Genomic DNA, 12,665 nt, shown 5'->3' with positions numbered 1-12,665 from the left:
CCTCCGACCAGCAAGAACCCAGCACACAGGCGTGGACACACGACTCGCAGGCTCTCCCACGCCCGTTGTCCCAGGTCAAACACCCAATTCAGCGCTCTCGTCTGCCCACTAACTGCGAAACTCGGGTAGCGGTGCAGGGCCTCCGGCGTCGGTTCGATGTCGAAGTTCGCCTCGGTCAGCACGCTCGGCGTGTGCAAGGGATCCATGTGATCTGCCTGTGCTCGCGCCCACGTCACCCACTGCGTAATCGTTGCCTCCTGTGCAGGCAGAGTCGCCGCAAGTGCTTCCAGCCCCCGGCAGAATTCGCGGATCTCCGCGGCGCAGGCCCATCCCTCCAGCGCCTGGCCGAAGACTCGCCGCCGATGCTCCTCCCTTGCCTGGTCGGCGGCCTGCGCACGTTCCTTATCGCGCGCTGCTTGCCGCTCCGCCTCCCGCCGCCGCTGTTCCTCCTCCTGGCGTCGCCACTTCTCAGCGCGTTCCCGCTCAGCTTTCTCTCGCTCCAGGCGTGCCTGCTGGTCGACCTCAGCGCGCCGCTCAATCTCCTTGACGGCTGCTCGTATCTTGTCCTCCAGACGTGAACGCTTGTCGTCCGCCCAGCACTGCAGACCGCGCCCCTCCCCCAGCTCGAGCCGGAGCCGGCCCGAAGGGACCTCGTCGTACTCGGGTGTGACCCGTTGCCAGGTGTAGAGCTTTTGGCTCCGGAGTTCCTCTTCGGTGTATACGTGAGGAACGCGGTCGAGTTCCTCCTTGATGTTCACCGCGTACTGGTGCCCACGCGCGTGCGCGTAGAGGCCGCGTGGTTTGCCCCGCCTGGATATGCCGAGGCAGTGACCCCGTTTCAACAGGTCCGCTGCTAAGGCGCGTACCACTTCCAGCGCACGGCCGATCGTCGCGTCGGTGACGTCGATCGAACGACGATCTTCCCGGAGCCAGTCCGCAAGCTCGTGAGGATCGGTGATCAGGTCGCGGGCGCTCAATCGGATGCGGTTCCAGTCCGCCTCGTCGGGATGCGCGGCATCCTCCAGCCGAAGGATGAGATCCCCGCGGTCGCGACCGGTATGCAGGAGGCGGAAGCCTTCCGGAATCAATCCCTGGCGCTTGGCCGCGTCCAAGGCCCGTCGATAAAGCGCCCTGGTGGCCTCGTCCGGGTCACGGACATGCAGCGTCCCCCCTTCGTCCTGCAAGCGCTTGATCAGTTCAGCCGCCAAAACGTGAGGTGATGGCGGCCTCGGGTCGGCAGTCCGTCTTCCGCCCTTGGAACTCACGGAGGAAGATGTCAGAGCCGCAACGCCCTGGTAGTAGCCATGCTCGAGATAGAAGCGTCCTGCTTCGGTTACCTCGGCGATCCAGACTCCGTCTCTCCGTGGGGTCGAAACCAGTCCCCTGTCCCGGAGTGCATACACGGTACGAGCTAGATCACTGTCCTTGGCGGTGACCGATTCTCTCTCCGCGATGCGGCGCAGGGTCGCCATCTGGCGCTCGTTCAGCTTCGGCCACTGACGCATATCACCAGATGACATCAGGTCGCCACCGTACGCAACCAGCTTGCGCGACAAGGACTGTCAATTCATGAGTGTCACGATTGATCAAAGCTGTTGCCGGGCCTGCGATGTTGCGTCTGCGATGTATATGACCACGTCGGCGGTCGATCTGAGGGGTTGTTGCAGTACAGGTGTTGACAGACTAGGGCAGTCTCGCCACCCAGTTCCTGACCCGCACCGGCCGCCCCTGCACGAGAAACCCAACCAGCCTGTGGGGGCACGGCGTTCGGGCTGATATGTGGGATTTGGCGGGACATACCGTCTCGGTAGAGAAGCGATGCGATGATGGCGCCGCAAGCCAGGTCACGGAGTGGGGGGAGCGAAGCGGGTGTTCGAGGGAGAAGGCCAGCTGGCCGGTTCGCTCTGGTCTATCGCCTCCCTGCTGAGGGCAGATTTCCGAGCATCCGAGTATGGAGGCGTCCTGCTACCGCTCGTGGTGCTGCGACGCCTTGACTGTCAGATGGAGGCCGATGCCTTCGATCGGGCGTTGGAGGACTCGCATACCGCTACAGAAACGCTCTTGGCCTGGGTGCGGCAGCTCCCGAAGGAGATTGGGCAACTCTTCGATGGCTTCAATCTTGGTGGAGTTCTGAGCCAGCTGGACACCGTCGGATTGCTGTCTCCCATCCTCCGCCAGTTCCAAGATCTGGATCTGCACCCCGATCGAGTGGCCGACGACCTGATGGGCGAGACCTTCGCCGAGCTTACCGACCGGTTCAGCGATGCCCAGCACGATACTGCCGGAGAGTGGTTCACGCCGGCCGACATCAACTCACTCATCGCAGAGCTCGTACTGCTGGGCTCGGACGCAGACGAAGGGCGTGGACCGATCCGTATCTACGACCCCGTTTGCGGGATGGGTAGAACGCTGGCGGCGGTGCGCGCCCGGCTGACCGGCCGTGACCTGCACCTGTACGGCCAAGAGATCAACATGGAAGCCCACGCAATATGCTCGGCTTCACTGCTGATGGATGGCCTCGATCCCGCTGCGATAGCACTGGGCAACTGCCTGAGCGAGGACCGGTATTCCGGGGAGACGTTCGACTTTCTGACGGCGCACCCGCCGGCCGGATTGGAGTGGAAGCACGTCTCCGACGTGGTGCAGACCGAAGCCAGGAAGCAGGGCTTCGCGGGGCGCTTCGGGGCTGGGCTGCCGCGCATGTCGGACGCGTCACTGCTGTTTGTTCAGCATCTGGTCGCACACATGAAGCCCCGTGAGGCGGGCGGATCGCGAGCCGTGATCGTGGTGAATAGCTCACCACTGTTCAACGGAGTCGCAGGGTCGGGCGAGTCTGAGATCCGGCGGTGGATCGTGGAGAACGAACTGCTGGAAGGTATCATTGCGCTGCCCGGCGGATTGTTTACCAACACCACCCTGCCGTTCTTCTTGCTGGTGCTGTCAAACCACCCGCCGAGCGACCACGGTGAGGTGGTCTTCCTCGACGCGCGTAGCCTCGGTACAACGCTGCGTAAGCCTGTGGGAGACAAGCGCCAGTACTTCACCGATGGCAAAGTTGCTGAAATCGCCGATTGTTATCGTCGCGCTCGCTTGGGGCACGATGGTCGTGATCCCATCGAGGGACTGACGGTCAGACGCCTCAAGTCGTCGGAATTTGGCTATCAACGCATCCAAATCGACCGACCGTTGCGACTCCGATTCCAGGTCACGCCTCAGGCCGTGGCACAGCTCCGGGAGAGCAGTGTGGTGCAGCGGTATCCGGCAGGCGAGGATCTTGTGTCCGTTTTTGGTGAATTCGCGGGCCGGACGTGGACGACCAAAGCGGCATTCGAGGACTATGTGGCAGACGGACTCCTCGCTGCTGGCTGCGAGGAGCCGCCAGAGCGGGTGTGGTCGGCTGTAGTGAAGGCCGCGTCGGAAGTGGACCCCGGTGGCGAGGTTCAGCGGGACATCTCTGGCAGCGTTATCGCCGATCCTGATCTAAGGTCCTATGACCGTATCCCGCTGCGTGAGGACGTCCATGCCTTCCTTCACCGTGAAGTCCTTCCCGGTTCGCCGATGGCATGGATCGATGCCGCGACAGTGAAGATAGGCTACGAGGTTCCGCGTTACCTGCTCTTGGAGACTCGGTGGCACGGTGAGCTTGGTCCACTGTCCCGCGTGGCGCAATTGATTACAAAGAGAACGTTGCCCCTGGAAAGCAGACGCAGCCAGCCGTTGCTGACGGCCGCTGGGCTGTCAGCCGAGAAGGCCACTGATCTTCCTGATGCGGCGGAAGCCGACCGCCCCCTGAGCCTGTGCACGGACGGCGACATCGTCGGGTATCCCGGCCAGTGGCGGTTCCTCCCATCGGGTTTCGGTGAGGCCTTGACCACGCTCAACGTTATCCGGCCCTATGTCGGAGGCCGTGCGCTGTGCGAATGGCTGAACGCAGTGGGCCCTGACAGGACCGGCCCCCTAGCGTCGCTATCGATGGACACCCCAGTGCCCATCGAAGCCATCAAAAGTCCCGACTTCGCCAGCCTGATCGAAGAGTCGGATGCCAGCCGCGCCGAACTGACACGACTTACTCGCTCCCTCTTGCCTGAGTTCCCCAACATCTTCAAGGGACCCACCGAGGACCTTTCCGGGCTCCAACGGGCCATGCAGTCGAAAGCCGCCGAAGCCCATCTTCTCGGCGAACTCGTGCAGCCGTTGAGCGATCCGGTGTGGCGCGCGGAGCTCAGCTACCCGTTCCATGTCGCTGGACTCTCCCGGCACTACCGAACCGCGCACCACGTCGACGTCCGCAAGGAAGCACTTCTCAAGCTCGGTGAAAGCCTCGCTCGTTCTCTGGGCGTCATAGCACTGGCAATCATGATCCAACGCAACGGAGGATTCACTCCGACCCTGGCGGCTCCGTTTACCCGGGGTGCCGGAGCGACCTTCGGGACCTGGACGACGCTCCTATCGAACTTTCTCCGTAGTGGTGATGTTCTAGAGCTCCCCGTGTTCGAGAGTATGCGCGATACCGATGGGGCGCTGGCCATACTGAAGAAGATCAAGAATCACCGGAATGCGTCCGGACATGCATTCGGCGTCCGCCCTGCGCATGAACGGGATGCCGAGGTCAAATTCCTCGAGCCAATCGTCGTCGCCGCCTTGGAGTCTCTGCCGTGGCTAGCTCGCCTCCACTGGGACCTGATCGAACATTGCGGCTACATCGGCGCGGGCTACAGACTCCAAGGGCGGCGCCTGCGCGGAAGCCACCCCGAATGGGAACCCCTTGATGAGGAATACCACGCACAACTCGCCCCCCATCGCATTTACCTACGCGGTTCGCTACTGGCCGCCTCTATCGACCTGACTCCAGTAGCTTCAGTCAATATCTGCGATATGTGTGGCCAAAGGGAGCTCTTCCTGATCAACAAGGCGAAGGTGTCCGGCGGTCAGGTGACACAGTTGACGCTGCGCAGCGATAAAGACCACGAGGTGGCGCATGACCTACCGTAACTGCGGATCAGAGTCCGTCCAGGGGGCACAGCGGTGGCCGCTGATTGAGGGTAAAGCGCGGGAGCAGGATCGTGACCTCCCCGACGCCGCCCTAAGATTTAGGTAACCTTCTGAAAAGTTACCCTCGCGAGTGGTGGACCTAAAGGAGTTCGAACTCCCAGGAACCAGTGACCGCCAGCCCCATCACCACGCTGGCTCCACTCGCAGAGACCCCAGGTAGCCGCCTTCTTGGGGCCCTGGCATTTTCTCTTCGTAGGTTTCGGACTCAAGCCCCAGTGCCCTTCCGTCTCCCGCTCCCCTCCTCGAACTCCTATCCGATCTACAAGAGCTGGCTTCGGGACGGCCATTTTAATCCGTAGGTTCCGGGTTCGAGCCCCGGGCGCCCTACCACTCTGATCTGCGATTTCACCCCACCCCTTGATCAAATAATCAAGAGGTGGGTCATAGCTGGTTCACGTCTGGGACAAACAGACACCACGAGACTTTTCTGGCATTGCGCTCAGCGTGGCGGCCGGTTCATGGGCGACGTTGGAGCTGCAGTGTCCGCTTCCGTAGTCGGCGACCTGTTCTTCGTGCTGTGGCGAGGACCAGGCGTGCCGTGGTGTCGGCGTACACCTGGAAGTGCACAAGCATGTACAAGCCAACGTGCAGAGGTGAGGCAGAGCAAGGAACGCTCGACGAGTTGGCGCCAGGTTCCGCGGTAATCGGTTCCCCTGGTTACATCTTCGATCGACCGAGTACGATCCGGGGCTGGCCCTCGTGTCGCGAAGGCCCAGCGGGGTGGAGGCGGAAAGTGCGGCTGGCCGAGATGTTGCGGGCGATGGCGGCCTTACGCACAGTCGTCCGCATACGAAGGCTGGATCTGGCGTTCGTGGCGGTTGCCGGCCTGATCCTGCTGGGGGGCCTGATCTGGTTGCTCGGCCCCGGGGCCGGGTGGGTCCTGGAGCACGTCGACGATGTGACGGGGTTGTCGGGCAAGGAACGGGCCGAGGCGCTGGACGCGATCCGGGGTCGGGGACTGGCGCTTTCGACGGGAGTAGCGGCACTCGTGGCGGTGTTCTACACCGCCCGAAATGCCGACACCGCCCGGCGCACCTACGAGGTGGGCCAACGAACTCTCGCTCTCAGTGAGCAGGGCCTGGTCACTGACCGATACACCAAGGCGATCGAGCAACTCGGCTCGCCGGAACTGGCCGTCCGGCTGGGTGGCATCTACGCGCTGGAACGGATCGCCCGCGACTCGGCGCGCGATCATCCGACCGTGATAGAGGTGCTTACCGCCTTCGTACGCGAACCATGCCGTCTTGCCCAGGCCAACCAATCCGACCACGGCACGCACCGGCAGGCAGCGAATACGCTGGCCGCGCTGGAGGTGCGGCCACGGCTGAGGGCGGACGTACAGGCGGCGGTGGCCGTGATAGGCCGCCGGGACGTCAACCATGACGACCGCGATCGTGGGCGAGTCGATCTGGCAGAGGCGCATCTTGCGGGCGCGGATCTCGCGGGAGCGCAACTCGGCGGCGTTGACCTTGCCCAAGCCGATCTCACCGACGCGGACTTGACCGGAGCCGATCTCTCTCGCACGAACCTATGGCGAGCCAACCTCACCCGCGCTCGCCTCACCCAGGCGGATTTGTCTGGTGCGATTCTCGACGGGGCCAGACTCATTGATGCGGAGACAACAAGGGCGAACTTCGACGATGCCCACCTGAACGGCGTGCTCGGTCTGCCGGACGACGTGCTTGGAGAGCAGCAGAAGTCTCCGCCCACGACCTGAACACCTGCAGAACGAGGCCTGTCAGGCGCCACGATGACCAACGCGCTCCGGCTGATCAGCGCTCTGTATAACCACTCGTACGAGGGTCTGCACAAATACCTGTACGCCGACACTTGGGTTCTCCGCTGTTCCACCAGGCCAGAACGCGCTGACCTGCGGGTTCAGACCCGAACATGCCCTGGATCCCGGATTAGCTGCGGAACGCGGGTCGCAGACCGCCCCGAACACCAGGTACTCGGCAAGCTCCTCCGCACCCAACCATCCCTCCGCGGGCCCTCCACCGACCCCGTCACCGGTGGAGGGCATCGGTAAACCGAGATCGGCCAACTCTCCAGCCGCCAGCCGCGACGGACGCAGCCGCATCAGCGCCATCGACCTGCACGATGTCAAGGAGCAACGACCAGCAGCGTGCCATTCGGCGCCGTCGCGCCAGGCGCCGAAGACTCTCAGTTCCACGCGCCATCCCCCGCGTCGCCCTTCACGCCAGTTCACAGCGAGCACCAGGCAAGCGAAGTCCTGCGGGCCCGGCCGTCCCGGAGCTCAGCCCGTCCGTCATCACAGCAAGGACAATGGCCACACGCTGCGCCTCTCAGCCAGTAGCGCTAGCAATACCAAAACGTGGCATAGATCTCATACAGCTCGATGTGTACCTTGGGAGCAAAGCCCCATGAGTCGCGCCATATGGAGCTGTCCATTGGATCTGGGCAAGGTTGAGACGCCTCCGTCGTCGGTCTCGCATGAAGCGGCAACTCCGCCAGGCGTTTACGGCAGGAGGAGCCGTCGGGGCTTCTACTACCAAGATGCATGCGCTCTCCACGATTGCCTCGATATGGTAGAAGGCAAGTGGGACAAAGTTGTCTTAGAAAATTTCGAAGACATCACGTGCGAATCAACAGAACGCATTTTATACAAACAGGTCAAAACTGATGAAAGCCCGGAGCAGCTTCACAGCATCGCCACGCTATGCCGACCCGAGAAGGGACGTGGGCCGGGGACAAGTATGCTTGGACGCCTCTTCGTTGATAAGCCCTTACCAGACAACGCCGAGCTCGAATTAGTGCTCAATGAACAAGTAAACACTCCGCTACAGGCTTTCGTGGTGGTGCCCGATGTAGATAGCACTCCGGCTCCGGAGGCTACAGTGCTCGAGATGACTGGAAAACTTAGTGGGTTACAGCCGCCCAACGAGCGCACAATTGAGTGGTGCTTAAGGCGCTTTCATATTCGCATTGAAAGCCGCACTCCAGATGATCTGGAAAATCGTGCGCGAGCCCGTCTAGGCAACCTCATATCACTCTACCTCCAAGAGAGCCCGTTAACAGAAGAGGTGGAAGACATTCTCATTCATCTCCTTTGGAAGGTCTCTGCCGTCGCCCGAAATGTCGCTGTGACGCCGTTGAACCGCGATGACTTTATTCGCGACTTTATCCGCATCGGAGAGCGCACGTTGCGTAGGTCAATAGGGTCCGCTCCAGACTACACCAGTCTACGGGAGAAGCTCAACATCGCGGGTGTCCAGGAATATGAAATTGATCACGCCGTAGAAATGTCTCTGCGATACTCCCGGAAACTACGGACGACTGTTGGAAGGGCCAAACATGCTCTGGACTCCCTAAGCGATTCAGTTTACATGGTCTGTGCAGAAACCTCGGCACTTCGCCGCGCTGGCGAGTTAGAGCCCGGCCCTAAATCGTATGCAGAAACTATACGCTCAATATCAGCTATGTGGGATCGTGAGGATCACGCAAGCAATGGATTGAGCAAGGCTGATGCGTGGGGTGCTCTAGCCTTTATCACAAGCCGGTGCCGAAATAGGTATCACGATGACTAGACAACTAGGCCCGAATCATGTGCCGCCTCTGCACCAAGTCTATGATCCCGACGATAGCCCAGATTTTCACGCAGCGCGGATCCTGATACTCCTACACCGTTGCGGTCAGGGACGCATGCCAGCTATCGAAGGCCGGACGAAGCTCGCCAAGCTCGACTTCTTCCTTCGCTATCCCCGATTTTTAGAACGCGCCGAGAACGAGCTACAACTCCGAGACGCCCCAGCCACTCTTTATCGGGCGACTGGGCCTGAAGTTGAGGCTCCAATGATACGGTATCGCTTCGGGCCTTGGGATACACGATATCGGCAATTCTTGACGTTTCTGCAAGCCAGGCAACTCATACGCATCACCAGAGGCACTCCCGAAAAAGTCACGTTGACAGCTCAGGGTCGTAACATGGCTGTTCGGCTAGAGGACAGTGAAACATTTCAGCCCATAGTAGAACGCTGCGATGCGATGTCGGACAACCTCGCCAGAATGAGCGGAACAGCACTTAAAGATCTGGTGTATAAGCTATTTCCCGATGAAGTCGTCCAATTGCCGATGCGGGGGGAGATTCAATGACCTCCGAGACCCAGCAGCTTACTGCAGTCGCCGGCATTCGCATTGAACGCCTAAGTCGGGTCGACCACAACGGCGAGCTTGCTGAGATTGATTTATCAGGCCCGGCTACAATCATCTATGGCCCACGCAATAGTTCAAAAACAACCACTCTTAAAATTATCGACTACTGTCTCGGCGATCCCGACTCTGCAATCAAGTCATTAGGCGAGGCGGTCGCAGGACGCTATGTCGAATTCTCGGCCGAGATTTTGTTGAATGGAGTAAGACACTCGCTCAGCCGGTCACTCGACAAATCCTCTAAAAGAGTCACCAAGACTCGAGTCGATGACCAACGCGACCTGAATGCTCGAGAATTATCGGACTGGCTGTTGCGTGAGTTGAATTGGCCAAACGTCGACATACCGCTAGGCCGAAATCAGTCCTCAGCAACTCAGCTGATTCCCCTCACCTTTCGTACGTTGCTGCGCCATATATACCGCCGCGAAGATTCTTGGCTTGAATTTGCAGTCAAGGAAGAAGAGTTTTACAGACGTGCAGTTATAAGCCTCTTTCTCGGCCTAGCAACCTCGCGATATAGCGGCGAGGAGTTCCGCCTAGGCCAGGCTGAGCGGAGATATGAAGAGGCGCAGGCTAGAGCGCGAGAAGCAACTGAAATAGCTGATGAAGCGATCAGGTCTGTAACTCAGGAACTCGGTATGCAACCGGTTGGTCTCCTGGCTCTGTCAGAGTTGCAGAGTCATCTAGAAAGAGATCTCGATTCTTTGGTCGCCGAGCGTACTCGTATCCAGGAAGCGCCTCGACGAGAAGACGGCTGGGAGCCCGAGCTAGGCGCTTTATACGGCTCCGTCTGTCAAGAGCTGGAACGAATAAAGGCGCACGAGGCGCAACTTCTAGAGACCATAGACTCATATGAGGAGTCTGAAGGGCTTATCAGGTCTCAGACAGCACGGCTTGAACGACTGCAGACGTCAGCGTCTCTCTTTGACGAAATTCCCGTCACAATGTGCCCAGCATGTGAGCAGAAGATAAACCCTGAGCGGGACCATGATGCTCATTCTTGCTACCTCTGCAGTCTCCCGGTTCAACCCGATCTCCGCCACCGTCGAATAGAAGTAGAGCTTCGCTCCTTGGAGCGCGAGCAGGAGGACCTCACAGGCGTCTTGCAGCGTACGCGCGAGGAGTTGCTTATCGTTCGTGAACGCATCGGTACCTTCGAAGCGTCACGCGAGGAGCTTACTTCCCGGCTGAATGACAGACGTGGTCAGCTTCTGGCCCCGTTCGTGCGCCAACTGGAGGACTTTGCTGCCGCCGAGACGAGTATCAGGCAAAAGCTTGCCGCGATCCGTGGCCTTGAGCATCTAGTTGCGTTAGTTGCATCCGCGGAGCACGCTGTCCAGCAGGCTCAGCAGGCTGTAGAGGATGCCCAGCGTGCTTTTCGGAGCATCCGTGTTGATAAGGGCAGCGCCATCAACCGATGCTCGCTCTTCGCCGAACGAATGAACGAGTTTCTCGGAGCGCTCAACCGTAGCGTATGGGTACACCGCAGCGTCACTCTCTCTGAAAACGAATTCACTTTTTACGTCGGTACCCGCCCATGGGATCAGGCTCTAGGAGCAGAAACAAAGGTAATCTTCTTTCTCGCCTACAGCTATGCACTTTTGCATCTGCATGTCGATCTACCGGAGGTGGGCAATGCTCCCGGATTACTACTGCTCGACAACCCCTACCAGCAAGGCCTGGCCGGACCGGTGGTCGAAGAGGCATTGGGTATGATCACTACAGCTGCGAACGTACATAACGCGCAGGTGCTAATAACTGCAGCTCGATTGCCCAGGCTTACTGCTTCGCATCGAAGTTTTCGCATGACGCAAACATTCGATACTTAAGCTTGGGCTTAGGCTTTCAGCCTGGCCCCGGCGTGTATTGCGGCGCGATCAGCCCTGTGCGTTTGCTAGCAATGGCTACCTGACATCTGAGTGTATCCAAGATGAGCACGCCACTCTGATACTGGTTGCGTCTGCCAACCATAAACGTGGCCGGTAGTGCGGCACGTCGATCAAAGGAAGAAGCCATGATTGATGATAGCTATTCTAATTGGTTCCATCAGTACACCAGTGATATCCTCCTGCTTACCTGGTGCTCCGCGGCCACGACCGAGGATGTCCTGGCAGCCTGCGGCATCTCACCCGAGACCGCGGAGCCGATGAATTTCCTAGGTGGCGATATCGACATGCTCATTGGGCGTCTCGGCAACGGCACCATCATCATGGATTACAGCGTCGATTACGTCACACCCAGGGCTCTCCCCGCCCTAGCGCAGTACGGTCCTTGTCTAAGCGCTGCCTGGTGCGACGAAGTTCCGGCGATGGTGTCCTACTATACTCACGCCGGTCGCGTAGCGCGGTTCGACGCAAGAGAACGGGACTGGTACCCGGATCCCAATCTCGCCAGCGTTGAACAATGGATCGCCACTACACCCGCCGGCACGGAAGCATGGGACAATCGCTGGGACCGCGCCATTCTTATCACCGCCGAAGCGCTGCTGCAAGCTGCTATTGATGAAGAATGGATGCGATCCACACACGTCGGCGTTACATTCCCCAAGTAAACACCTACCTCCAATCGGGACCGAGAACGCTGCACGAACATGCGCGGATACTGTAGGGCCAGTCCAGGCTCAGTAGCCGCCGGGGGCAAGTGACAGCCCCGGCGAGGGTCCAGCCCAGCAAAAGACCAACATGCCGAAATCATGACAAATAGAACAGTCAAGAGTACGCAATGGCGCGCCGGATCCCCCGCCACGTGCTCGTCGCGCGCTCTTCGGCTATCGGCACCCGTGAACACCGGCCGACATTTTCAGACATTTTAAATGCGACAAAATTCGGCAGAGTGATACAATTGAATACGTTGAAGTATAGCCTGACAGAATTCCTTGCGACTTTTAATCCGCAGGTGCGCTGAACTCGCAAGGATCTTCGTTCACCCTGCTGGCCACCATGACCGTTCGCCCGGCGGGTCTAGGTAGCCGGCCGATGGTAGAGGACGAGGGCTTGCACCCGGAACGGATGCATGGTCCAGCGATCTTGGTCGAACCTTTGCTTCGCCTGCTGTCCGAATCCGGGCCCGATCGCAGGTATTTATAAAGGTGACAGGGATCAGGTGGTCCAGGTGATCGGGCCACACCACATGACTTCACTGCACAACACCGCAACACCACCGACCCACAGCATCCGTCGGACCACGCGACCGCGAACCATTCCGTTCAGCACGACCAGCGACTTCCGCCTGCTGATTAAGAGATCCATCAGCAGCAACCGCACGGTCGGTCCCGGCCGATGTGCGGGGAAACATGTGCTCAGCTCGCGCGCACGCATGGGTGCGTTCCTGTAGGCGGGAGCCGCGCCTACGTTGTAGCGCCCCGAAGCGAGGAGCGGCGGGATGGCAGCGACGCCCTGTCCGTAGCCGTGCGGAGCCTGCCGGCACCCCGCCCCCGGCGTTGA

7 protein-coding genes are annotated in these 12,665 nt (G+C 60.0%); 6 read left to right on the top strand and 1 reads right to left on the bottom strand.

Translation table 11 applies throughout. The annotated features are described in order from the left end of the window. Positions 1-1,556: hypothetical protein (locus tag ACBJ59_RS60540; protein ID WP_375118986.1), on the bottom strand; the 1,556-nt coding region annotated here is incomplete at its 3' end. A 313-nt stretch (positions 1,557-1,869) separates the two neighbouring features. Between ACBJ59_RS60540 and ACBJ59_RS60535 the strand changes: the two genes are divergently transcribed. The 6 genes from ACBJ59_RS60535 to ACBJ59_RS60510 all read left to right on the top strand — a co-directional run bounded on the left by ACBJ59_RS60535 (position 1,870) and on the right by ACBJ59_RS60510 (position 11,773). After that, the gene (locus tag ACBJ59_RS60535) at positions 1,870-4,992 is read left to right on the top strand and encodes a class I SAM-dependent DNA methyltransferase (RefSeq protein ID WP_375118985.1); all 3,123 of its coding nucleotides are present in this window, start codon (positions 1,870-1,872) and stop codon (positions 4,990-4,992) included. Between the two features lie 793 nt (positions 4,993-5,785). Beyond that, the gene (locus ACBJ59_RS60530) at positions 5,786-6,769 is read left to right on the top strand and encodes a pentapeptide repeat-containing protein (RefSeq protein WP_375118984.1); all 984 of its coding nucleotides are present in this window, start codon (positions 5,786-5,788) and stop codon (positions 6,767-6,769) included. A gap of 694 nt (positions 6,770-7,463) precedes the next feature. Further along, on the top strand, positions 7,464-8,600 hold the full coding sequence (locus ACBJ59_RS60525; RefSeq protein WP_375118983.1) for a dsDNA nuclease domain-containing protein: 1,137 nt from the start codon (positions 7,464-7,466) through the stop codon (positions 8,598-8,600). A 115-nt stretch (positions 8,601-8,715) separates the two neighbouring features. Continuing rightward, complete coding sequence (locus ACBJ59_RS60520; protein ID WP_375118982.1) at positions 8,716-9,165, top strand: hypothetical protein; 450 nt, start codon at positions 8,716-8,718, stop codon at positions 9,163-9,165. Continuing rightward, positions 9,162-11,051: a hypothetical protein gene (locus tag ACBJ59_RS60515; RefSeq protein ID WP_375118981.1), complete on the top strand. Its 1,890-nt coding sequence runs from the start codon at positions 9,162-9,164 to the stop codon at positions 11,049-11,051. The genes ACBJ59_RS60520 and ACBJ59_RS60515 overlap by 4 nt, the downstream gene beginning before the upstream one ends. A gap of 185 nt (positions 11,052-11,236) precedes the next feature. Continuing rightward, on the top strand, positions 11,237-11,773 hold the full coding sequence (locus tag ACBJ59_RS60510; RefSeq protein ID WP_375118980.1) for a hypothetical protein: 537 nt from the start codon (positions 11,237-11,239) through the stop codon (positions 11,771-11,773). Positions 11,774-12,665 lie beyond the last annotated feature (892 nt).

This window comes from Nonomuraea sp. MTCD27 (genome assembly GCF_041950495.1).
In the GTDB taxonomy this organism is placed as follows: Bacteria; Actinomycetota; Actinomycetes; order Streptosporangiales; family Streptosporangiaceae; genus Nonomuraea.
Note: the sequence above shows the minus strand (reverse complement) of the source record. Positions and strands in the feature narration are given on the sequence as shown.

Excerpts from the sequence above, each read along its gene's own strand:
- ACBJ59_RS60510 (WP_375118980.1), top strand. The coding sequence starts at position 11,237 with ATGATTGATGATAGCTATTCTAATTGGTTCCATCAGTACACCAGTGAT.
- ACBJ59_RS60515 (WP_375118981.1), top strand. The coding sequence starts at position 9,162 with ATGACCTCCGAGACCCAGCAGCTTACTGCAGTCGCCGGCATTCGCATT.
- ACBJ59_RS60520 (WP_375118982.1), top strand. The coding sequence starts at position 8,716 with ATGCCAGCTATCGAAGGCCGGACGAAGCTCGCCAAGCTCGACTTCTTC.